Origin of the sequence: Cupriavidus sp. UGS-1 (assembly GCF_021213615.1) — a bacterium.
In the GTDB taxonomy this organism is placed as follows: Bacteria; Pseudomonadota; Gammaproteobacteria; order Burkholderiales; family Burkholderiaceae; genus Cupriavidus.
This window is the reverse complement of sequence record NZ_JAJQJF010000017.1, coordinates 41128-61928: the sequence shown is the minus strand read 5'-3', so window position 1 is coordinate 61928 and position 20801 is coordinate 41128. Positions and strand designations below refer to the sequence as shown.

The window sequence follows — 20801 nt, the reverse complement described above, 5'->3', positions numbered from 1 at the left end:
GGATCGCGGCGGCATTTATTGGCTCTACGTTGTCGGTAGACGCCGCGAAAATTTATCAAAACGTAACCCGTTCCGACACCAATCCTTGCCGGAGCGGCGCGGAATGGACGCCGCTGGTGCAAATTCGTTGTCCGGCCGCGACAGTTAGCCGCAATGGTGCATTGCGGCGTGCAAAGTCGGGCCCGCGACGGCGTGCGGAAACAGAAAAGGGGAAGGGCGGGGCGGGCGAGGGCGTCCGCGTCGGGACACCCCGCCAAAGGGGGGAGCGGCCGGACCGGGCGGCCGGCCGGTGACGATCAGCTCTGCGGGATCTCGATCTTGACCTCGAGCACCTCGAGGTTGTCCTGGCGCTCAAGACTGACCCGCAGGTCCTGATCGCCGATCTTCACGTATTTCGAGATCACGGCAACCAGCTCGCGCTGTAGTGCCGGCAGATAATCGGCCGGCGCGGAATGGCCGGTGCGTTCATGGGCGAGGATGATCTGCAGCCGCTCCTTGGCGACCGACGCGGATTTCTTTTTCTCCCCGAGCAGGAAGGACAGGATCGACATGGGGATGAGCCCTCCTTACTTGTTGCCGAACAGGCGCGACAGCAGGCCCGGCTTCTGATAATCGACGAAGCGCATCGGCTTTTCCTTGCCGAGGAAGCGGTCCACCACGTCGCCGTAGGCGTCGGCCACGTCCGTGCCCTCCAGATGGATGGCCGGCGTGCCCTGGTTCGAGGCGTGCAGCACGGCCTCGGATTCGGGAATCACGCCGATCAGCTTGATACGCAGGATTTCCTGGATGTCGGTCAGCGACAGCATCTCGCCGCCGTGCACGCGCTTCGGGTTGTAGCGCGTGATCAGCAGATGTTCCTTGATCGGCTCGCCTTCGCTGGCGCGCTTGGTCTTGGACGACAGGATGCCGAGGATGCGGTCCGAGTCGCGCACCGACGAGACTTCCGGATTGGTGACGATCAACGCCTCGTCGGCAAAATACATCGCCATCAGCGCGCCGGTTTCGATGCCGGCCGGCGAATCGCAGACGATGTATTCGAAGTCCATGGCGATCAGGTCCTTGATCACCTTCTCGACGCCTTCATGCGTCAGCGCTTCCTTGTCGCGGGTCTGCGAGGCCGGCAGGATGAACAGGTTCTCGCACTTCTTGTCCTTGATCAGCGCCTGGTGCAGATTGGCCTCGCCCTGCACCACATTGATCAGGTCGTAGACCACCCGGCGCTCGCAACCCATGATCAGGTCGAGATTGCGCAGGCCGACGTCGAAGTCGATCACGGCGGTCTTGTGGCCGCGCAGGGCCAGCCCGGCGGCGAAGCTCGCGCTGGTGGTGGTCTTGCCGACGCCTCCCTTGCCGGAGGTCACAACGATGATTTTTGCCATGGCTCTTGGTCCAGTAATAGGGTTGAAGCTTGCGCTGCGATGTTGCGGGACTCGGCCGGACTCACTTCATGCGAAGCGGCTCGAGAATCAGGGTTTCGTCGGCGAGCCGGACCTGCGCGGGTTTGCCCAGCACGTCGGGCGGCAGGGTCTGTTCGGCGGTCCGGTAGATGCCGGCGATCGAAATCAGTTCGGGTTCCAGGCAGGTGCAGAAGATGCGCGCGTCCGGATTGCCCTTGACGCCCGCCAGCGCACGGCCGCGCAGCGGGGCGTAAATATGGATATTGCCTTCGGCGATGACTTCCGCACCGAAGCTGACCACGTCCATGATCACCACGTCGCCGTGCGCGTAGATCTGCTGTCCCGAGCGTAGCGGCCTGTCGATCAGCATCGTCGTGGCGGCGCGCGGCGGTTCGGGTGCCGGAGCCGCGGCGGGGGCAGGAGCAGCAGCGGGCGCAGGGGCTTCGCTGGCCGCAGCGGCCGCCTCGGCGTCGCGCGCGGCGCCGGCACGCCCGTTGCCGCGGCGGCTCTGGCTGTCCAGCATCGGCAGCCCGCAGGCCTGGGCCCAGTCGTGCTGCTCCTGGCGCGCCACCACGCCGATCGCGCGGGCCTTCAGCGTGGACAGCGTGTCGATCACGGCGCCCAGTTCCGGCCGCTGGCCGTCTTCCAGCGAGCGCAGGTCCAGCGCGATGACGTCGTTCGAGAAGAAATCGGGGGTTGCTTCGAAGCGCGACAGCAGATCGTCTCGCAGCGCCGAGGTATCCGCGGTATGGAGCGCAAGAAGGAGGGCGTCGACGTTGCCACTACGCAGCTCGAAGTGTGGCGATTTCTTCTGGGACATAGCCGGGTAAGCGTGGAAATATCGCATTCTAACTGCCTCTTCCCGGCGAACTGTAACAATTGTCGTTCAGGTGACCTGCACGGCGCGACGGTTGGCAGCGAGGGTGCGGGCCTCGGCGGGGCTGGCCGCGATATCGACCTTCGCTCTCCACCGCACCGCCGCTTGTTACGATTGCGCATCCTGACCGAGGAGCATTCATGGGTGCGATCGTCAATTGCGTGGCCTACCGCGGCGGCAAGCGGCTTGGCGAGGTCCCATTGGAGGACATCAGCGAGATACTGAAGACGCCGGGCACATTCGTCTGGCTGGGCCTGTACGAACCGGACCTGGCGCTGCTGCGGCAGGCGCAGCTCGAATTCGGCCTGCACGATCTGGCAGTCGAGGACGCGCTGAACGCCCATCAGCGTCCCAAGCTGGAGGCCTATGGCGACAGCGTCTTCATCGTGCTCAATACCGCGCAGCTGGTGGGCGACAGCGTCGAGATCGGCGAGACCCATCTGTTCGTCGGCCCCAATTACGTGGTGTCGGTCCGCCATGGGGCCAGCAGCACGTACGCCCCCGTGCGCGAGCGCTGCGAGCACGAGCCGCACGCGCTGGCCAATGGGCCTGGTTACGTGCTGTACGCGCTGATGGATTTCGTGGTCGATCACTACATGCCGATCGTCAACCGGCTCGAGGACGCCTTCGAGGAACTGGAGCAGGGACTGTTCCGCGACCAGTTCGACCGCACCGCGATCGAACGGCTGTACCACATCAAGCGTCAGGTGCTGCGCCTGCGCAATGCGGTCTATCCCATCGAGGAGATGTGCGGGCAATTGATTCGCTTGCACGAGGAACTGGTGCCCAGGGACCTGCGGGCCTATTTCCGCGACGTCGAGGACCACGCCAGCCGGCTGCTGCGAACGCTCGACGTCGTGCGCGAAATGCTGACGACCGCGGTGCAGGTCAATCTGGCGCTGGTGACGGTGGGCCAGAACGAGGTGGTCAAGCGGCTGGCAGGCTGGGGCGCCATTCTCGCGATCCCGACCGTGGTGTTCAGCCTGTACGGCATGAACTTCGAATATATGCCGGAGCTGAAGCTGCCCTTCGCCTATCCGGCCGTGATCGCCGGCACCGCGCTGGCCTGCACGGCGCTCTGGCGCAAGCTGCATCGGGCGGGGTGGGTTTGAGGGCCCCAAAAAAACCGGCCACCACCTCCGGTGCCGGGGCGCGACATTGCGATGGTGGTGGCCGGGTCCGCGCAAGCTGCCCGTGTGGTGTACAACGCAGGGCATGTTAGGAGCGCGGCGCTCCAACGTTTCCGGGAACGGGCCGGGGCTTTTGCATTTGACTCGTGGCGGCTCAGGGGCGGGCTCAGGGGCCGCAGGGGCCACGCAAAAACTGCGCGCTTTGCACAATCGCGATGGCAGGGTGCGGGGGCGGAGCAGCGAACGGCAGGGGAGCGCGCGGCGTCCGGCGTCGGAATGCAACTTGCATCGTCGTCCGAATCTTTTTTTCGGAGGAGCGACGATGAACGATCCGCACGATATGCCCGCGGTTTCGACCGCTTCGGCGACGGAAATCGCCGAGCGGCAGGATGCCGTGACGCACCGGACGCTGGACCTTGACGGCATGCGCATCTTCTACCGCGAGGCCGGTCGGCGGGACGCGCCCGCAGTGCTGCTGCCGCACGGCTACCCCTGCTCGTCCTACCAGTACCGCCGTTTGCTGCCCGCGCTGGCCGATCGCTGGCACGCCGTGGCGCCGGATTTTCCGGGATTCGGCTACAGCGATACGCCGGACTTCGGCGCATTCGGCTACGACTTCGATGCCTATGCGGCCTTTCTCGAGCGATTCGCCGACGCCCTCGGGCTGCGGCGGTATGCGCTGTATCTGCATGACTACGGATCGCAGATCGGGCTACGCCTCGCCATCCGGGCGCCCGAGCGGATCGCCGCGCTGATCGTCCAGAACGGCGACATCTACGAGGACCAGTTGGGCCCCAAGTACGAGACCATCCAGCGCTATTGGGCCGACCCGTCGCCGGCCAACCGCGCGCCGCTGGAGGCGGCTGCCAGCGAACACGGCTTTCGCGACGAGTTCATCGGCGAAATTCGCCTGGAACACGTGCCGCGCCTGTCGCCCGATCTATGGACACTGCACTGGCGCCTGATGGACACGCCGGTTCGGCGCGAGCTCGCCGTGCGGCTGATGGAAGGGCTGAAGGCGAATCTCGACTGGTTCCCGCGCTATCAGGCCTATCTGCGCGAACACCAGCCGCCCACGCTGATCCTGTGGGGCCCCCATGACGGCTATATGCCGGCGGCCGCCGGCCGTGCCTATCTGCGCGATCTGCCGCGGGCGGAACTGCATATGACCGACGGCGGCCACTGGCTGCTGGAGACGCATTTCGCGCAGGTATGCCCGCTGATCCGGGACTTTCTCGGCCGCGTGTGGACGGGCGCGTAGTCGCCTGCGTAGTCGTCTGCGTAGTCGCCCCCATTGCGACAGGCGGCTCCCTCTCCCGCCCGTGGGAGAGGGATGGGGAGAGGGGACACTGCGGCCTCGCTATTCCTCCTGGAACGCCTCCTCGCGCTTGGCCTTGACCGCCGGCAGCGCGACCACCGCCACCAGCGCGGCGGCCGCGACCAGCAGCCCCAACGACAGCGGCCGCTCGATGAACACATGGAAGTCGCCGCGCGACAGCAGCAGCGTGCGGCGGAAGTTCTCCTCCATCATCGGCCCCAGCACGAAGCCGAGCAGCAGCGGCGCGGGCTCGCAGCGCAGCTTCATGAAGATATAGCCGATCATCCCGCAGGCCGCCGCGACGAACACGTCGAACACGGTGTTGTTGACCGAATAGACGCCGATGCAGCAGAACGTCAGGATCGCCGGGTACAGGAAGCGGTACGGCACCTTCAGCAGCTTGACCCAGATCCCGATCAGCGGCAGGTTCAGGATCACCAGCGTCAGATTGCCGATCCACATCGAAGCGATCAGCCCCCAGAACAGCGAGGGGTTGCTGGTCATCACCTGCGGACCGGGCTGGATATTGTGGATCGTCATCGCGCCGACCATCAGCGCCATTACCGCGTTGGACGGGATGCCAAGCGTCAGCAGCGGAATGAACGAGGTCTGCGCCGCGGCGTTGTTGGCCGACTCGGGTCCGGCCACGCCTTCGATCGCGCCCTTGCCGAATTCGTGCGGATGCTTCGACGTCTTCTTTTCCAGCGAGTAGGCCGCGAACGACGACAGCGACGCGCCGCCGCCCGGCAGCACGCCGAGCGCCGAGCCGAGCGCGGTACCGCGCAGCACGGCCGGGATCATGCGCTTGAAGTCCTCCTTCGTCGGGAACAGGTTGGTCACGCGATCGGTGAAGGTCTCGCGCGATTCCCTCTGCTCCAGATTGACGATGATCTCGGCAAAGCCGAACAGGCCCATCGCCAGCCCGGTGATATTGATACCGTCGGTCAGCTCCGGCACGTCGAACGAGAAGCGCGCCACGCCCGAATTGACGTCGGTGCCGATCAGGCCGATCAGCAGGCCCAGCACGATCATCGCGACGGCCTTGACCAGCGAGCCGGATGCCAGCACCACGGCGCCGATCAGGCCCAGCACCATCAACGAGAAATACTCGGCCGGCCCGAACTTGAATGCCAGTTCCGACAGCGGCGTCGCGAACGCGGCCAGGATCAGCGTGGCGACGCTGCCGGCAAAGAACGAGCCCAGGCCGGCCGTCGCCAGCGCGACCCCGGCGCGGCCCTTGCGGGCCATCTGGTAGCCGTCCAGCGTGGTCACCACCGACGACGATTCTCCGGGCAGATTGACGAGAATTGCGGTGGTCGAGCCGCCGTACTGCGCGCCGTAATAGATGCCTGCCAGCATGATCAGCGCCGCGACCGGAGGCAGCGTGTAGGTGATCGGCAGCAGCATCGCGATGGTCGCCAGCGGTCCCAGGCCGGGCAGCACGCCGATCAGCGTCCCCAGCACGCAGCCGAGCAGCGCATAGGCCAGGTTCTGCAGCGACAGCGCGGTCGAGAATCCCAGCGCCAGATGGTTGAGCAATTCCATTGCGTGGCCCTCCTCAAGCCGACAGGAAAGCCGGCCACACCGGCATTTGCAGATTGATGCCGTAGACGAAGGCAACCAGGCTGATGACCACCAGCACCGCGGCATTGAGCAGCGCGCCGCGCCAGGTGAATTCGTGGCTCGCCATCGACGCGATCAGCACCAGCAGGATCACCGACAGCACCATGCCGAGCGGCTTCAGCACCAGGCCAAACAGCACCACCGATCCGAGCACCCACAGCACGGTGCGCAGGTCCCAGCGTGCGAGCCGGTCGGATTCGCCCGTCGGCGACATCGCGCCGATCGCCACCACCGCGCCAAGCAGCGCCAGCACGATGCCGAGCCAGAACGGAAAGTAGCCGGGTCCCATGCGTGCCGCGGTGCCCATGGTGTAGCCGCGCGCAACCAGCGAAAAGCCGAGGCCGACGGCGATGAACATCAGTCCGGAAAAGAAATCGGTTTGTTTGCGTATTCGCATGATGGCGCCCGCAGGATTCGAAACGGTGAACGGAACAGCCATCCCCGCCTGTCTGGGCGCAGGCTTGTCGGGATGGCACTCGGGAATGTCGCGGCGCACGGGCATGCAATGCCGGCACGGCGACGGCAGGCGACCCTCGTCCTGGCAAGGGCGGCTGCTGGTCGGGGCTGGCGGACGTCCGGATGACAGACCGGGACCAGCGCCCTCGCGACGGTGCGGAACCGTCGATGGCTACGAACAATACATCATGGCATGATGTATTGGAACGCAAACAAGGGTAATTCCCGAGAAATTCACCGTGCTGGTGCGGTGCCGTGCATGCGGGTTTGGCCGGGGTCTGGCCAGGTTGGGTAGACTGGGGTTTGGCCCGATTGCATCGGGCCCTGGCGGCGGCGCGCCTTTTGCGATCGCTGCTTCAGGAGGCTGGCGTATCGCCGATCGCGAAGTCGGCCATGTGCTCCAGCGCACGGACCAGCCCGGAGTGGTCCCAGCCCTCGCCGCCCAGCGCTTCGCAGACATTGAACAACTGCTGGCACGACGCGGTGCCGGGCAGGCTCAGGCCAAGCGTGCGAGCCGCCGACAGCGCCAGGTTCAGGTCCTTCTGATGCAGCGCGATCCGAAAGCCTGGGTCGAAGGTGCGGCGGATCATCCGTTCGCCGTGCACTTCGAGAATGCGCGAGCTGGCAAAGCCGCCCATCAGCGCCTGCCGCACGCGGGCCGGGTCGGCGCCCGCCTTCGCGGCCAGTACCAGCGCTTCGCCCACCGCCTCGATCGTCAGCGCGACGATGACCTGGTTCGCGACCTTGGCGATCTGCCCGTCACCGACGCCGCCGACCAGCGTGATGTTCTTGCCCATCAGCTGCAGCAGCGGCAGTACGCGATCGAACGCGGCCTGCTTGCCGCCCGCCATGATCGACAGCGTGCCGGCCTTGGCGCCAACCTCGCCGCCCGATACCGGCGCATCGACATAGTCGCAGCCGAGCGCTTCGATGCGGCCGGCAAACTGGCGCGTCTCGATCGGCGAGATCGAGCTCATGTCGACCACGACCTTGCCGCTGGTCAGCCCCGCCGCGACGCCGTTGTCGCCGAACAGCACGCGCTCGACGTCGGGCGTGTCGGGCAGCATCAGGATGATGACGTCCGCCTGCCGCGCCACCTCGGCCGCGTTCGCGCACGATTGCGCACCGGCATCGCGCAGTCCCTGCGGCGCGCCGCTGCGGCTATGGACGTACAGCGTGTGTCCGCCTTCGAGTAGATGCCGTGCCATCGGGGCGCCCATCACGCCCAGGCCGATGAATCCGATATTGCTCATCTGTCTGCCTCTTCGATCGAGTCGGGAACCGCCGGGCACGTCGCCCATTGCGCGCTCGTGCGGGCACCAGCGTCAACCGAACAAGCCGGGCGCGGCGTGTCGGGCCGGATGGCCAAGGACGGGCGTTGAGCGATCCGGGCTCAGTTGTCCGGGATCAGCCGCTTGCCGAGGCTGACGGTGGCATCGATGGTATAGCCCAGTTCGCGATAGAAGGCGAGCACGCCTTCGTTGTCCGTGCGGACCAGCAAGTTCAATTTCGGACAGCCGCGTTCGCGCAGCAGTCTTTCGGCCTCGGCCATCAACTGACGGCCATGGCCGCGCCCCTGGAAATCGCCATGGACGGCGAGGTAATAGATCCAGCCGCGATGGCCGTCATAGCCGACCATGGCGGTGGCCATCAGTCTGCGGTCGACCTCGCCGACGAGGAACAGCTCCGGCTGTTCGGCGAGCTTGCGCGCGATGTCGCGGTGCGGATCGTTCCAGGGACGCGTCAGCCCACAGTGCTTCCACAGGGATACCACGTCGGTTTCATCGGACTCGCGGAAGGTGCGTATCTGCATGGGCGCGCATCGGTCGTGGAGAAGCGCTCAGTGTAGCGCTGGCGCTTCACCGACGACCTTCTATCGCGCCTTGATCACCAGGCTCTGTTGCGCCACGCCGATCGCACCGGCCTCGTCGTACAGCGTCGAGGCAGTCAGCCCGATGCCGCTGGGCTGGGCCACCGTGACGGCGTCCACGCCGACCCATTCGCCGCGCGGCTGGCGGTGCAGCGAGACCGTCAGGTCCGCGTTCGCGAACACGAAGCGATCGAGCGGCAGCGCCCAGCTGATGCCGTTGCCGAAGTCGGCGGCCGCGACCGCGCCGGCGCTCGCCGGCGTGGGCCAGCCGTCGATCAGCGGCACCGCCAGGCGGAACCACGCGGCCGCGGGGCCGGGCTCGGCGACGCTGCCGGCCGCGACGCGGCTCTCCATCGCCGTGTAGTGAAACGAGGTCTGCTCGGCCATGCCCGGAATGCGGATCGGTTCGCTGCATTGGTCCGGCAGCGGCAGCGGGCACGCGCCAGCGGGGGGAAGCAGGTCCACCGCCCGCTCGCGCATGAACACCGCGACGCCGCGCACGACCGGCTTGTCCTGATGCATCAGGCTCAAGGCCACGCGCCGCACCGAGCCGCCCGGCTGGATCTCGTGCGTGACCTGCAGCGGTGCGATCGGTACCGGCCGCAGCAATTCCAGCGTCAGCCGCACCATCGACCATCCCGGCTCGCCGGCCATCGCCCGTTCGGCGATCGCGGCCAGCAGCCCGGCCGGTGCGCCGCCGTGCTGTGCATCGGGGCTCCACGGCCCGCGGGCCAGCGTCGATGGCAGGATGCTGTTGCCGACGTAGGCGAATACGCAGTGCGGGTCCTGATTATTCTGCGACGCCACAGGCCACCTCCCGGATCGGCATGGTTTCGACGGCAAACTGGCGCGCCCACTCGCGGAATTTCATTACCGGCCCATCGCCGCGCGCGAGGCTGGGACGAGGGCGGTGCGCCTTGTGGTTCCAGATCGGCACGTCCTGGCTGACCTGCCGGATCGCCTCGTTGACCAGCTCCAGGCTCATGTCCGGCGCCTCGATCCCCGCCAGCCGGGCCATCAGGCTGAAGCGCAATTCCACCTCGTTGGCCTCGCGCGGCGTGATCGCGTCGACGAACAGGATCTCGGCCAGATCGCCGATCCGAAAGCGCACCGTGGCCAGATAAGGCCCATACAGCGTGGTCTGGATGTAGCCTCGCTGCACGCCGCGCGGCGTCTTGAACTGGTGGACGATATTGACGTCCAGCACCGGTCCGCGCGGCTCGAAGCGGTCGACCACCGCCAGGCTCTCCACCCCGTGCAGATAGTGGAAATGCGTGCTGTCGACGATGTTCTCCTGGATCTCCTGCCAGACCGTTTGCACCTGCCAGGCATGGCGGTGATAGCGCGACCATTCGCCGTCGCCGTATTCCGGCAGCCGCGGGAATTCGTAGCTCGGCGGCCGGTCCAGCGGATGCCACCAGGCCAGGATCAGGCCATTGCATTCGACGGTCGGCCAGCGGCGCATGCCGCGCGATTGCAGCGAGGCGTCCGGGCTGTACGGAATGCGCGTGCATTCGCCCTGTCCGTCGTAGCGCCAGCCGTGGAACGGGCACTGGATCTCGTTGCCGACGACGCGGCCCCCATGGCCGAGATGCGCGCCGAGGTGGCGGCAGTAGGCGTCCATCAGGTGTGCCGTGCCATCGTGATCCCGCCACAGCACGAATTCCTGCCCGAAGGCCCGCACCGGACGCACATCGCCGCGCTTGAGCGCATCGCCGTCCTCGACCTGGAACCAACCGAACGCATAGGGGCGAAGTGGCAGCCGATCCATTGCGCGTCTCCTTTCCGTCGAATTTTTTCCGAGTCTACAACCAGAAACTCAACCTTGCACGAAGAAATGAAAGCATAGATACTTCTTTCATGCCCTACCGTCGAACCCCCAAAGTCGAAGCTCGCCTGGCGGAAACCCGCGAGCGGATCATCAAGGCCGCGCTCAAGCTCGTGGCACGTGGCGGCTACGCCGCCGCCAACATTCCCGCGATCGCCGCCGAGGTCGAGATCTCGGCCGGCCTGATCTACCGCTACTTCGCAACCAAGGCCGATCTGTTCAACGAGGTGTTCAAGCGCGCGGCGCAGACCGAGATCGACGCCTGCGCCGCCGCGTTCGACACCGACGGCACCGTGCGCGAGCGGCTGGCCCGGGTGGTCGAGACGTTCGCGCGGCGCGCCCTGCGCGGGCGCCAGCTGGCCTGGGCGCTGCTGGCCGAGCCGGTCGATCCGCCGATCGATGTGGCGCGGATGCAGTTTCGAGAGCCCTATCGGGCAATCTTCGCCAGGCTGGTCCAGCAGGGCATCGAGGCGGGCGAGATTGCGCCGCAGCACCCCCATCTGGTCGGCACCGCGATCGTCGGCGCCATCGCCGAAACGCTGGTTGGACCGCTCAGCGCGCCGCATCCGGACGAAGAGGACGCCGATCTGGTGGCCAGCCTGGTCGCGTTCTGCGTGCAATCCCTTGGACCGCAGCCGAGCGCTGCCAACCCGTCAAGGAGAAGACGGCAATGAGTGACTTCCATCAGGCCGCGCCGAAACCCGGCAATCGCTTTCGTACCGATCCGACGCTGCGGCTGACGCTCGAGCGGCTGCTCCCGGCGGAGGTGTTCGCCGAGGCCAGCCCCTCGCTCGACCGCCTTGGCGAGCGCGCGGTCGCCGAACTGCTGCCGCTTGCCGATCAGGCCGAACGCAATCCGCCGCAGCATGTGCCCTACGACCCCTGGGGCCGGCGTGTCGACGAACTGCGTGTCGATCCGGCCTGGCTGCGGCTGGTGCAGATCGGCCAGGAGGAAGGCCTGGTGGCGCTGCCGTACGAAACGCCCTACGGCGAGCATTCGCGCGTGGTGCAGGCCGGGCTGGTCAATCTGTACGACCCCGCCTGCGCGGTGGCCGACTGCCCGCTGGTGATGACCGACGGCGCCGCGCGGTTGCTGCTGCAGCACGATCCGAAGCTGGGGCAGCGCTATGTGCCGAAGCTGACCGCCCGGCACAACGGGTGGACGTCGGGACAATGGATGACGGAGAAGGAGGGCGGCTCGGACGTGGGTCGCAGTTCGACCACGGCGCGCCGATCGAGCGACGGCACGTGGTTGCTGAACGGCACCAAGTGGTTCACGTCCGCCACCACCGGGCAGATGGCGCTGGCGCTGGCGCGGCCCGAGGGCGCGCAGCCCGGCAGCCGTGGCCTGTCGCTGTTCCTGATCGAGTTGCGCCGTCCGGACGGCAGCTGGAACGGTATCGAGGTCCGGCGGCTGAAGGACAAACTGGGCACGCGCGCGCTGCCGACCGCCGAGCTGGACCTGAAGGACGCCATCGCGGTACCGGTCGGCGAGATCGGGCAGGGCGTGGGCAAGATGGCGGGCCTGCTCAATATCGCGCGGCTGTGGGCCTCGTGGGGCGGCCCGGCCGGTGTCGGCCACCTGCTGGACCTCGCGCGGGACTACGCGAGCAAGCGCGAAGTCTTCGGCAAGCCGCTGGCGCAGCAGCCGATGCATCGCGCGTGGCTGGCGCGCATCGCCGCCGAATACGAGGCGATGCTTGCGCTCAATTTCCAGACCGCGGCGCTGATCGGTGCGGCCGAACACGGCGCCGACGGCACGCTGTCGCGCCTGATGGCGCCGCTGACCAAGCTGGCCTGCGCGCGCCAGGCGGTCTGGGCCGGCAGCGAGCTGCTCGAGAGCTTCGGCGGCGCCGGCTACATCGAGGACACCGGTCTGCCGCGGCTCTTCCGCAACCTGCATGTGCATTGCATCTGGGAAGGCACGACTTCTGTACTGGCGCACGACGTGTTGCGCGCGCTGCGCGCTTCCGAACATGGCGAGGCCTGGATCGAGGACGTGGTGCGGCGGCTGCGCGGGCTGTCGCTCGACGCGACGCGCGGTCTGCGCCAGCGGATCGAGAACGCGCTCGACACGCTGATTCCGATGATCAACGCCCCGGACGAACAGCAAGGCAGGCGCCTGGCATGGGGCATGGCGCGCACCTACCAGGCCGTGCTGCTGGCCGAGGCGGCGCAATGGCGTCTGCGCGTCAAGCGCGATGCGTCTGGGCTCGCCGCAGCCGAGCTGTTCTGCGCCGATGGACTGGTGCCGGCGATGGTACCGATGATGGCCTCGACGGCCGCCGGCATCGACATCGCCGCCGCAGCCGATGCGCTGGCGATGGGAAGCGCGCGTCCGAACGCATGATCGCGTCGGGCCGAATGGATTCACCGGGGAGGAAGTGGCAAGGCATGCAGTAGACGACGACAGGCAAACGGCCAACCAGAAAACCGGCCAAGGAGGAGACACCATGTGGACGATCAATGAGGCGCTCGACAGCGTCGCCCGGCAGCGCAGCTCGGATATCGCCATCGTCGATGGCGCGCAGCGTATCCGTTACGAGGAGCTGCGACGTCGCGTCAAACACACCGCCGCGTGGCTGCAGGCGCAAGGCATCGGCAAGGGCGACAAGGTCGCGCTGCAGGGACGCAATTCGGCCGCATGGGTGATCGCCTACTATGCGATCCTCGATATCGGTGGCGTCGCCGTACCGGTCAATCACAAGCTCGCCGCGCCCGAGACCGCCTATATCCTCGCGCACAGCGAAAGCCGGCTGTGGCTGGTCGACGCGGACCTGCATCGCCAGCTCGATGGTGCGCCGCCGGCGTTTGCGTTGTCCGCCGTCGGCAACGAGCAGGCGGGACTCCCGCCGATCGCCCCGGAGGGAGAGCAGCATGACTATCGGCCGGTCGATGTCGACGACGACGATCTGGCCGAGCTGCTGTACACCTCCGGCACGACCGGCAAGCCCAAGGGCTGCATGCACTCGCATGCGAACGTGATTCTCGCCGGCACCGGCTCGAGCCTGGTCTACGGCCTTGGGCCGTCCGATCGCGTGCTGCTGGCAATGCCGATCTGGCACAGCTTCCCGCTGAACAATCTGCTGGTCGGCAGCCTGTTTGTCGGCGCCACCGCGGTGCTGCTGCCGGAATATCACCCTGTGAGGTTTCTCGAGACCGTGCAGCAGGAACGCTGCACGCTGTTCTTCGGCGCGCCGATCGCCTACCTGATGGCGATGAAGATGGCGCCGGATTTTGCCAGTTACGATCTGTCGAGCGTGCGCGCGTGGCTGTACGGTGGCGGTCCGATCGATTCGGGCACCGCGCGCATGCTGGCCGAACGCTACCGCTCCGAGCGCTTCTATCAGGTGTTCGGCATGACCGAGACCGGTCCCACCGGAACCGCACTGCTGCCCGAGGAGCAGGTGGTCAAGGCCGGTTCGATCGGTCGCCATGCGGTCAGCGGCTGCACCATCAAGGTCATGCGCGACGATCGGCACCAAGCCGGTCCCGGCGAGGTTGGCGAAATCTGGATGCGTTGCCAGTCGATGATGCTGGGCTACTACCGCGATCCCGCCGCGACTGCCGCGGCGTTTCACGAGGGCTGGTATCGCACCGGCGACCTGGTGCGGATCGACGAGGACGGCTATCTGTTCATCGTCGACCGCGTCAAGGACATGATCGTCACCGGCGGCGAGAACGTCTATTCCAAGGAGGTGGAAGACGTGCTGGCCGGCCATCCGGCGATCTCGGAAGTGGCGGTGGTCGGCATGCCGCATCCCGAGTGGGGCGAGAGCGTGGCGGCCGTGGTGGTGGCCAGGGCCGATGCCAGCGTCGACGTCGAGGACATCCAGGCCTTCTGTGCCGAGCGGCTGGCGAAGTACAAGGTGCCGCGACAGGTCCGCGTCGTCGAAGCGATGCCGCGCACGCCGACGGGCAAGGTGATGAAGTACCAGTTGCGCGAGCGGCTGCGGGCGCTTTGATCAGCGGTTTCAGGGGGAGCGGGTGAAGGCGGGCGGTCTGTCGGTGGTCGCTGGCGTTGCTTGCGGTGAGGCGCGGCACGGGCGCTGCGGACCGTCCCGGTCTTCAATCGGTTTATCCTTGTGCCTTTCCTTGACTCGACGGATGACCGCAATGACCCGACTCCCGCTGCTCGCTTCCCTTGCTTCGCTGGTTTCCATCGGCGCGCTGGCCCTTTCCGCCCATGCCGCCGAACCGGCCCAGACCCTGCCCTCGGGCGTCTCGATCCAGCACCTGACCAAGGGCAACGGCGCATCGCCCAAGGCTACCGATACCGTCAAGGTGCACTACCGCGGCACGCTGACCGACGGCACCGAGTTCGACAGCTCGTACAAGCGCGGACAGCCGATCTCGTTCCCGCTCAATCGCGTGATCCCGTGCTGGACCGAGGGCGTGCAAAAGATGCAGGTCGGCGGCAAGGCCAAGCTGGTTTGCCCGGGCAGCACCGCGTATGGATCGCGCGGCGTGCCGGGGACGATTCCGCCGAATGCGACGCTGAACTTCGAGGTGGAACTGCTCGGCATTGGAGGCTGAACGCACAGGCGCGCTACGCTGTCCTGATCGATCGCCGTGCGGCGTCGCATTCCTCGCAGCCGGTCTCGGGCGGATGCAGGAAGATCAGCGGATCGCGAGCCAATTGCTGTAGCACGATATCGACGACGTCCCGCGCCCGCATCAGGCGGGCGCTGGCATTGCCGACGGGGCCTTCACGCTGAAGGCCTTTTTCCTTGAGCCATCCATCCGCCAGATCGAAGCGCTCGCAGCAGTGATCGTTCTCGAGATAGTCGATCCGGACCGGCTGGCCGTCCCGCAGCACCGTGCAGTGATGCGGCACGCCGTAAGGCACGCCGCCCATCAGTTCGGCCAGATGAATCGTGGTGTTGGCGTCGTGGCCCACGCCGAGCAGCAGCACCTGTCCATCGAGCTCGTGCACACGGCCGGCCGGACTGGCTGCGATGTGGGGCGGCAACGGCAAGGCATCCGCGGTGATTCGGCGCGCCTGTGGTCCCGCCGCTGCGAAGGCGAACGGATGCTCGCTGCGGATGACACCCGGCTGGCGCCAGAAGGTGTCGGCGACGATGCCGAGGTCCCGCGAGGCCGGTGTCGTCGCCGGATCGAACGGGACATCGTCATCCTCGGTCCAGGAAGGCATCACCAGCGTGCCAGTGGAGCCGATCGCGGCGCGCAGTGCTTCGATCAGGCCTGGCGGTCCGCCTTCGACCGGCCGGACATGACGAAACGAACAATGGACCAGCAGCGCCGCGCCCGGCGCGATACCAAGCGTGCGCAATTGCTGGACCATCTCGGCCCCGGTCCATTCGCGTTGTCCGGCCATCGCATCCTCTTTCGGTCAGAGCGTTTCCGCTTCGGCGAGCGGGTCGCTACCGTTGCGCTGGCGTTGCCAGCCGCATATGGAGTAGCGGGAACGGCCGGCCCTGTCCATCGAGCGGCGACCGGTCGAAGACGCTGAAACCCATTCGCCGATAGAAACCGGTCGCGGCTGGATTCTGCTCGTTGACGTCCACCAGCGTGGCTCCCATTCTCGTCACGGCGTATTGCAGCAGCGCCTTGCCGATGCCGTGCCCTTGCCACTGGGGCGCGACGAACAGCATCTCGATCTTTCCGTGTGCAACGCCGACAAAGCCCTGTATTTCGCCGTTGTCGCAGCTGCATACCCTTGAATCGACCAATGCAAGATATTCGTTGAGAACGAGCGGCCGCAATTCATCGATATCGGCGTCGGTGAGGAAATGATGGGTCGCCCGCACTGAAGCTTCCCACACATCGGTCATGGCCCCGAATTCCGAGTTGGATGGCGTCCTGATGGTCACGATGATTTTCCGCTATTTCCTGATCTGGCCGCCGCGTATTTCTGCCCCCACTCGGCCACCGGCCCCAGGGCGCGATTCAATTCCCGACCGGCCGGCGTCAGCGAGTATTCCACACGCGGCGGCACCTCGTGAAACACCTCGCGGCGCACGATGCCATCTGCCTCCATCTCGCGTAATTGCTGGATCAGCATCTTCTCGGTGATGCCATCGAGCAGCCGGCGAAGTTCGCCGGTCCGCAACGGTTTGGCATGCAGCTCATACAGGATCAGCGCCTTCCACTTGCCGCCGATCACTTCGAACGCGGGCCCGATGCCGCAGTTATAGGGTTGGCTGCGTTTCATGGATTCGATGTTCCTTGCCGCGGCGAATCGCTGTTACTTACCAGAAGGTAGTACCTGTCATTTTGGTGCGTACTTGACCATATAAACCGTACATTCCCATACTGGCTGCACCTTGTCATCTGCGGGAGCAAACATGAAAACGGTAGCAGTAATCGGTCTCGGACAAATGGGGGCGAGGCTGGCCCGGCTGTTCATCGAGGCAGGCATGCAGGTGCGCGTGTGGAACCGCACGCGATCGAAAGCCGAACCACTGGCGAGCCGTGGCGCCATCGTCGCCGCCACCGCCGCGGCGGCGATGGCCGACGCCGAGGCCGTCGTCATCTGCGTGCACGACTATCGCGCGACCCGTGACATCCTGTCGGACGTCGCGGTGAAGTCTGCACTCAATGGCAAGCTGCTGCTGCAATTGACCACCGGCAGCCCGCAGGACGCACGCGACATGGCCGCGTTGGCCGCCCGGATCGGCGCCGGCTATCTCGACGGCGCGCTTCAGGTCGCCCCCGAGCAAATGGGACAGCCGGACACCACCGTGCTGGTGTCGGGCAGCGGCGAGGACCATGCGCTGGCGCGCGAACTGCTCGCCGTGCTGGGCGGCAATGTGGTCTATCGCGGCGAGGACGTGGCCGCCGCGGCCACCATGGACCTGGCGACGCTGTCGTACGTCTATGGCGCGTCGATGGGCTTCTTTCAGGGCGCCGCGCTGGCGCAGGCCGAAGGCCTGGATGTCGGCGTGTACGGCGGCATTGTCGAAGCGATGTCGCCCTCGTTCGGCGCATTCCTGCGTCATGAGGGCAATGTCATCGACAACGGCGATTACGCCGTGTCGCAAAGCCCGCTGTCGATCTCGATCGATGCCACCGGCCGCATCGAGCAGGCGATGCGGCAGAAGGGGCTGCGGAACGAATTGCCCTCACTGATCGCCCGGCTGCTGCGCGACGCGGAAGAGGCGGGATACGGCAACGAGGAGTTCGCGGCCGTCGCGAAAATACTGAGGGGGGCCGCGGAACCGGCGCCGGTTCGCTAAGCCGCCGGCGTTGCGAGGGTGGCCGCCACCGATCTACCGACCGACCGCGCGATGGATCGCCAGTGCCGCCGCGACCATGGCTTCGGATGACTCGAGCACGCGTGCCGGATCGTCGCGCTTGCGCAGGCCCGCGGCGCTGGTCGCGCGCGCCGCGCCATCCGGGCTGGCGGAAAACTTCACCACCGTCAGCCCCTTGGCCGGATTGATATAGATCTTCTGCCCAAAGCGACCGCTGGCCTCGACGCTGCCGTCGCCGTCGTTGCGCTGGAACCAGTAGTGGCGATAGCCATACCCGTCGCGGCCGGGCGTAATGTTGCCGCGTGCGAAGCGCGCCTGATTGGTGGCCGGCTTCAGCGCGATCCGGACTGCCGCCGGTGAAATGCCAGCCGATCCATCGCCCGCCGCCGCGCGGCGTACCGCCTCGGCAAAGCGGGCGGCGTCGCGCAGCGTCGAGTTCATGCCGCCGCTGGCCATTTCCGTAGTCAGGCGGTCGACCTGCACATAGGCATCGTCGTCGGCAAAGCGCGACCAGATCATCTCGCTGACCAGCTGCGACCAGCTCTTGCCGGTAATCCGGCGCAGCGCCCATGCCACCGCTTCCGGCGAACCGTTCTGGTAGTACCAGACGCCGCCATCCGCACTGCTGTCGGGACGGCCAGTCGCATGCACGACCTTGAGGAAGTCGTAGATGGTATCGGGCGCATCGGGCTTGCGCGGCACGATGCCGACCGCGCCGAACAGCCCCAGGTCCGGCGGCAGCCCTTCGGGGTAGCCGACCGGCACTTCCATGTCGAGGTTCTGCTGCACCGTCGCCTCGCCGAACGGATTGCCGGCGAGCTCCGGTACGTACTGCGCGAGCCGGGCCTGCGGATCGAGCTTGCCCTGTTCGATCAGCATGGCCGCCAGCAGCCCCGTCACCGATTTCGTCATCGACGCCCAGATGTGCGGCTGGTACGGACCGAAGCCGGCAAGGTAGCGCTCGTAGACGATCCTGCCCTGGTGCAGAACGATAAAGCCGTCGGTATGCGTGTCGCGCAGGTAGTCGGCAAGCGAGATGGTCTTGTCTCCCACCGTGAACGTGGCGCCGTCCAGCTCGGCGCCCGGCTGGCCATCCAGCGCCAGCGGTCGATCGGCATGGCGAATGCCGGCGGTCGCCGACATTTCTCGCGCATGCCGAAACGCCCAGCGCATATACGGCGGGCGCAGACCGCTGCCGCGGCTGAGCTGCCGCTCCGCAGAAGGCGGGAAGCCCTGCATGACTTCATGCTCGGCAACCGGGGAAGTCGGGCGATCGTCCCGCACCTGGGATACGGCTGGCGACGCCACGATCAGCGCGACGGCAAAGCAAGGCCAATGGCGTCGAATGGCGGTCGCGAGCGTTGGCGATCGGGTTGGCATGCTGTCTCCGTTCTTCTGATGCGGCGCGGTGAGGTGGCAGCGCCGCCGTGTGTGCATGGTGCGAGCGGCGCGATACCGCTCGGCGGCTTATCTTGCGTGGGCTGCGGCAGGACAACAATGATGTGCCGGGAATATGGGCATAACCCGTCGGAATGGCGCTCGATGCAGCGCCGGCGAAGACCCGTTGGCAGCGGGCGGCACGTGGGGATACCATGGCCTGCGGCACTCCGCTGTGGCGCGCCGTTCAACACGCGAACCGGGCCGCATCGCCGTTGCCGGACAGAAGGGGTCAACGTGATCGACCACATCGTCATCGTCGGCTTTGGCTGTATCGGCCAGGCCGTGCTGCCGCTGCTGCAGCGAACCTGGCCACGGGCCGCCATCACCGTAGTGGATCGCTCGTTCGACGATTGCCGTCGTCATCTCGTGGCGGCGCACGGCCTGCAGGCGGTGGAGGCTGGCATCACCGCGGACACGTTCGCGTCGGTCCTTGCTCCGCTGTTGCGTGACGGGACCTTTCTGCTTGGCGTGGCGCCGTCCGTCTGCAGCCGCGATCTGATCGCCCTGGCCCAGTCCCACGGTGCCTTCTATATCGATGCCGGCATCGAGCCCTGGGACTATGCCGGCGATGCGAACGCCGCGCAACTGAGCAACTACGCGCTTCGCGAACAAATGCTGGCGTTCGCTCGCGGCCGCGAGACGATGCCCACGGCGCTGGTCGCGCATGGCGCCAATCCGGGCATGGTCTCGGTGCTGGCCAAGGCCGCGTTGATCGAGCTGGCCCGCCATGCCGGCCTCGAGCAGGCCGGGCCGCAGCATCGCGGGGACTGGGCGGCGCTGGCACGCCGCCTCGATCTACGCGTGATCCAGATCAGCGAATACGACAGCCAGCAAGCGCCCGGCTTCCCGCGCGAAGGCGAGTTCGCCAACACCTGGTCCGCCGAGGGCTTCATCACCGAATGCCTGCAGGATGCCGAACTCGGCTGGGGCACGCACGAACCGGCGCTGCCTCCCGGCGGCTACCGCCATAGCGATGGTTGCGGTGCCGCGATCGCGATCCATCGGCCCGGACATCGGACACGGGTGCGCTCATGGTCGCCGTCGCACGGACCGTTCGACGCCTACCTGATCACGCACAACGAAGCGATCTCGATCGCCGCCTATCTCACCGACGATGCCGACGAACCTGCCGGCCTGCCGCCGTATCGTCCCACCGTCTACTACGCCTATCGCCCGACAGACGCCACGCTGGCCTCGATGCAATGGCTCGACGAGCGCGCCGCGCCGCGCGTACGCGGCGAACGCATCCTGCGCGACGAGATCGTCGGCGGGGAGGACGAGCTCGGCGTGCTGCTGCTCAGCGGCCGGCACGGTGGCATCTGGTACGGGTCGCACTTGAGCATCGAGCGGGCGCGCTCGCTGGCGCCGTACAACTCGGCGACCAGCCTGCAGGTCGCATCCAGCCTGGTGGCCGGGATGCGATGGGTACTGTCGAATCCGCGGCGCGGCGTGGTGGAATCGGATGCGGTGGACTACGGCCCGGTGCTGGCCGATGCCGCGCCGTGGTGGGCGCCGCTGGGCGGCCATTTCACCGATTGGCGGCCGAAGCGCGGAGCGACGTCCTTGGCGATTGGCGAATTCCTGCTCGACGCGCCAGCCGCCTGATAGCGCCGGCGGACTGGATTTTCCATCTCTTCCACCACAA

The 20801-nt window shown here is 66.7% G+C and carries 21 protein-coding genes; 8 read left to right on the top strand and 13 right to left on the bottom strand.

Annotation, left to right across the window (positions count from 1 at the left end; translation table 11 throughout):
- Positions 1-296: 296 nt before the first annotated feature.
- From minE to minC, 3 genes are all read right to left on the bottom strand, one after another.
- The gene (gene minE, locus LRR16_RS19530) at positions 297-551 is read right to left on the bottom strand and encodes a cell division topological specificity factor MinE (RefSeq protein WP_006578294.1); all 255 of its coding nucleotides are present in this window, start codon (positions 549-551) and stop codon (positions 297-299) included.
- 15 nt (positions 552-566) lie between these two features.
- On the bottom strand, positions 567-1379 hold the full coding sequence (gene minD / locus LRR16_RS19525) for a septum site-determining protein MinD (protein WP_006578295.1): 813 nt from the start codon (positions 1377-1379) through the stop codon (positions 567-569).
- 61 nt (positions 1380-1440) lie between these two features.
- Positions 1441-2217 carry a septum site-determining protein MinC gene (gene minC / locus LRR16_RS19520; protein WP_064574821.1) on the bottom strand — a complete coding sequence of 259 codons (777 nt, stop codon included), beginning with the start codon at positions 2215-2217 and terminating at the stop codon, positions 1441-1443.
- 197 nt (positions 2218-2414) lie between these two features.
- Here minC and LRR16_RS19515 point away from each other — a divergent pair, with 197 nt between their 5' ends.
- A complete protein-coding gene (locus LRR16_RS19515; protein ID WP_023264438.1) occupies positions 2415-3386 on the top strand; it encodes a magnesium and cobalt transport protein CorA in 972 nt (323 codons plus the stop codon).
- A gap of 340 nt (positions 3387-3726) precedes the next feature.
- Entirely contained in the window at positions 3727-4665 is a 939-nt protein-coding gene (locus LRR16_RS19510) for an alpha/beta fold hydrolase (protein ID WP_023264437.1), read from the top strand.
- Between the two features lie 99 nt (positions 4666-4764).
- Here the strand turns inward: LRR16_RS19510 and LRR16_RS19505 are convergent, their stop codons facing one another.
- From LRR16_RS19505 to LRR16_RS19480, 6 genes are all read right to left on the bottom strand, one after another.
- Entirely contained in the window at positions 4765-6267 is a 1503-nt protein-coding gene (locus LRR16_RS19505) for a tripartite tricarboxylate transporter permease (protein ID WP_023264436.1), read from the bottom strand.
- A 13-nt stretch (positions 6268-6280) separates the two neighbouring features.
- Positions 6281-6742 carry a tripartite tricarboxylate transporter TctB family protein gene (locus LRR16_RS19500; RefSeq protein ID WP_006578074.1) on the bottom strand — a complete coding sequence of 154 codons (462 nt, stop codon included), beginning with the start codon at positions 6740-6742 and terminating at the stop codon, positions 6281-6283.
- A gap of 415 nt (positions 6743-7157) precedes the next feature.
- Positions 7158-8054 (bottom strand): 2-hydroxy-3-oxopropionate reductase, encoded by an 897-nt coding sequence (locus LRR16_RS19495; RefSeq protein ID WP_232206864.1) that lies wholly within the window; start codon positions 8052-8054, stop codon positions 7158-7160.
- A 140-nt stretch (positions 8055-8194) separates the two neighbouring features.
- Complete coding sequence (locus tag LRR16_RS19490; protein WP_006578076.1) at positions 8195-8614, bottom strand: GNAT family acetyltransferase; 420 nt, start codon at positions 8612-8614, stop codon at positions 8195-8197.
- Between the two features lie 60 nt (positions 8615-8674).
- Complete coding sequence (locus LRR16_RS19485) at positions 8675-9478, bottom strand: thioesterase family protein (RefSeq protein ID WP_232206863.1); 804 nt, start codon at positions 9476-9478, stop codon at positions 8675-8677.
- Complete coding sequence (locus tag LRR16_RS19480) at positions 9462-10442, bottom strand: aromatic ring-hydroxylating dioxygenase subunit alpha (protein WP_232206862.1); 981 nt, start codon at positions 10440-10442, stop codon at positions 9462-9464. Before LRR16_RS19480 ends, LRR16_RS19485 begins: the two co-directional genes overlap by 17 nt.
- Between LRR16_RS19480 and LRR16_RS19475 the strand changes: the two genes are divergently transcribed.
- The 4 genes from LRR16_RS19475 to LRR16_RS19460 all read left to right on the top strand — a co-directional run bounded on the left by LRR16_RS19475 (position 10427) and on the right by LRR16_RS19460 (position 15035).
- Positions 10427-11173, top strand: a complete 747-nt coding sequence (locus LRR16_RS19475) for a TetR/AcrR family transcriptional regulator (protein WP_232206861.1) — start codon at positions 10427-10429, stop codon at positions 11171-11173. The genes LRR16_RS19480 and LRR16_RS19475 overlap by 16 nt on opposite strands.
- Positions 11170-12849, top strand: a complete 1680-nt coding sequence (locus LRR16_RS19470) for an acyl-CoA dehydrogenase family protein (RefSeq protein ID WP_232206860.1) — start codon at positions 11170-11172, stop codon at positions 12847-12849. Before LRR16_RS19475 ends, LRR16_RS19470 begins: the two co-directional genes overlap by 4 nt.
- A 103-nt stretch (positions 12850-12952) precedes the next feature.
- Positions 12953-14464 carry a class I adenylate-forming enzyme family protein gene (locus LRR16_RS19465; protein ID WP_232206859.1) on the top strand — a complete coding sequence of 504 codons (1512 nt, stop codon included), beginning with the start codon at positions 12953-12955 and terminating at the stop codon, positions 14462-14464.
- A 151-nt stretch (positions 14465-14615) separates the two neighbouring features.
- Positions 14616-15035, top strand: coding sequence for an FKBP-type peptidyl-prolyl cis-trans isomerase (locus LRR16_RS19460; protein WP_006576053.1), 420 nt, complete (start codon positions 14616-14618; stop codon positions 15033-15035).
- Positions 15036-15048: 13 nt separating this feature from the next.
- Here the strand turns inward: LRR16_RS19460 and aac(3)-IV are convergent, their stop codons facing one another.
- From aac(3)-IV to LRR16_RS19445, 3 genes are read right to left on the bottom strand one after another with little or no spacing between them, the layout of a single operon-like run.
- Positions 15049-15837: an AAC(3)-IV family aminoglycoside N-acetyltransferase gene (gene aac(3)-IV / locus LRR16_RS19455; protein ID WP_232206858.1), complete on the bottom strand. Its 789-nt coding sequence runs from the start codon at positions 15835-15837 to the stop codon at positions 15049-15051.
- A gap of 46 nt (positions 15838-15883) precedes the next feature.
- Entirely contained in the window at positions 15884-16294 is a 411-nt protein-coding gene (locus LRR16_RS19450) for a GNAT family N-acetyltransferase (protein WP_232206857.1), read from the bottom strand.
- Between the two features lie 35 nt (positions 16295-16329).
- Entirely contained in the window at positions 16330-16674 is a 345-nt protein-coding gene (locus tag LRR16_RS19445; RefSeq protein ID WP_232206856.1) for a helix-turn-helix domain-containing protein, read from the bottom strand.
- A gap of 133 nt (positions 16675-16807) precedes the next feature.
- On the opposite strand from LRR16_RS19445, the gene LRR16_RS19440 reads away from it, so the two are divergent.
- On the top strand, positions 16808-17698 hold the full coding sequence (locus tag LRR16_RS19440) for an NAD(P)-dependent oxidoreductase (protein WP_232206855.1): 891 nt from the start codon (positions 16808-16810) through the stop codon (positions 17696-17698).
- 33 nt (positions 17699-17731) lie between these two features.
- Here LRR16_RS19440 and LRR16_RS19435 read toward each other — a convergent pair whose 3' ends face one another.
- A complete protein-coding gene (locus LRR16_RS19435; RefSeq protein ID WP_064574835.1) occupies positions 17732-19096 on the bottom strand; it encodes a serine hydrolase in 1365 nt (454 codons plus the stop codon).
- Between the two features lie 294 nt (positions 19097-19390).
- Between LRR16_RS19435 and LRR16_RS19430 the strand changes: the two genes are divergently transcribed.
- Entirely contained in the window at positions 19391-20761 is a 1371-nt protein-coding gene (locus tag LRR16_RS19430) for a saccharopine dehydrogenase NADP-binding domain-containing protein (RefSeq protein WP_232206854.1), read from the top strand.
- The last annotated feature ends 40 nt before the right edge of the window (positions 20762-20801 follow it).

Excerpts from the sequence above, each read along its gene's own strand:
- minC (WP_064574821.1), bottom strand. The coding sequence starts at position 2,217 with ATGTCCCAGAAGAAATCGCCACACTTCGAGCTGCGTAGTGGCAACGTC.
- LRR16_RS19445 (WP_232206856.1), bottom strand. The coding sequence starts at position 16,674 with ATGAAACGCAGCCAACCCTATAACTGCGGCATCGGGCCCGCGTTCGAA.
- LRR16_RS19435 (WP_064574835.1), bottom strand. The coding sequence starts at position 19,096 with ATGCCAACCCGATCGCCAACGCTCGCGACCGCCATTCGACGCCATTGG.
- LRR16_RS19505 (WP_023264436.1), bottom strand. The coding sequence starts at position 6,267 with ATGGAATTGCTCAACCATCTGGCGCTGGGATTCTCGACCGCGCTGTCG.
- LRR16_RS19495 (WP_232206864.1), bottom strand. The coding sequence starts at position 8,054 with ATGAGCAATATCGGATTCATCGGCCTGGGCGTGATGGGCGCCCCGATG.
- LRR16_RS19515 (WP_023264438.1), top strand. The coding sequence starts at position 2,415 with ATGGGTGCGATCGTCAATTGCGTGGCCTACCGCGGCGGCAAGCGGCTT.
- minD (WP_006578295.1), bottom strand. The coding sequence starts at position 1,379 with ATGGCAAAAATCATCGTTGTGACCTCCGGCAAGGGAGGCGTCGGCAAG.
- minE (WP_006578294.1), bottom strand. The coding sequence starts at position 551 with ATGTCGATCCTGTCCTTCCTGCTCGGGGAGAAAAAGAAATCCGCGTCG.
- LRR16_RS19460 (WP_006576053.1), top strand. The coding sequence starts at position 14,616 with ATGACCCGACTCCCGCTGCTCGCTTCCCTTGCTTCGCTGGTTTCCATC.
- LRR16_RS19490 (WP_006578076.1), bottom strand. The coding sequence starts at position 8,614 with ATGCAGATACGCACCTTCCGCGAGTCCGATGAAACCGACGTGGTATCC.
- LRR16_RS19480 (WP_232206862.1), bottom strand. The coding sequence starts at position 10,442 with ATGGATCGGCTGCCACTTCGCCCCTATGCGTTCGGTTGGTTCCAGGTC.
- LRR16_RS19440 (WP_232206855.1), top strand. The coding sequence starts at position 16,808 with ATGAAAACGGTAGCAGTAATCGGTCTCGGACAAATGGGGGCGAGGCTG.
- LRR16_RS19470 (WP_232206860.1), top strand. The coding sequence starts at position 11,170 with ATGAGTGACTTCCATCAGGCCGCGCCGAAACCCGGCAATCGCTTTCGT.
- LRR16_RS19510 (WP_023264437.1), top strand. The coding sequence starts at position 3,727 with ATGAACGATCCGCACGATATGCCCGCGGTTTCGACCGCTTCGGCGACG.
- LRR16_RS19500 (WP_006578074.1), bottom strand. The coding sequence starts at position 6,742 with ATGCGAATACGCAAACAAACCGATTTCTTTTCCGGACTGATGTTCATC.
- LRR16_RS19450 (WP_232206857.1), bottom strand. The coding sequence starts at position 16,294 with ATGACCGATGTGTGGGAAGCTTCAGTGCGGGCGACCCATCATTTCCTC.
- LRR16_RS19465 (WP_232206859.1), top strand. The coding sequence starts at position 12,953 with ATGTGGACGATCAATGAGGCGCTCGACAGCGTCGCCCGGCAGCGCAGC.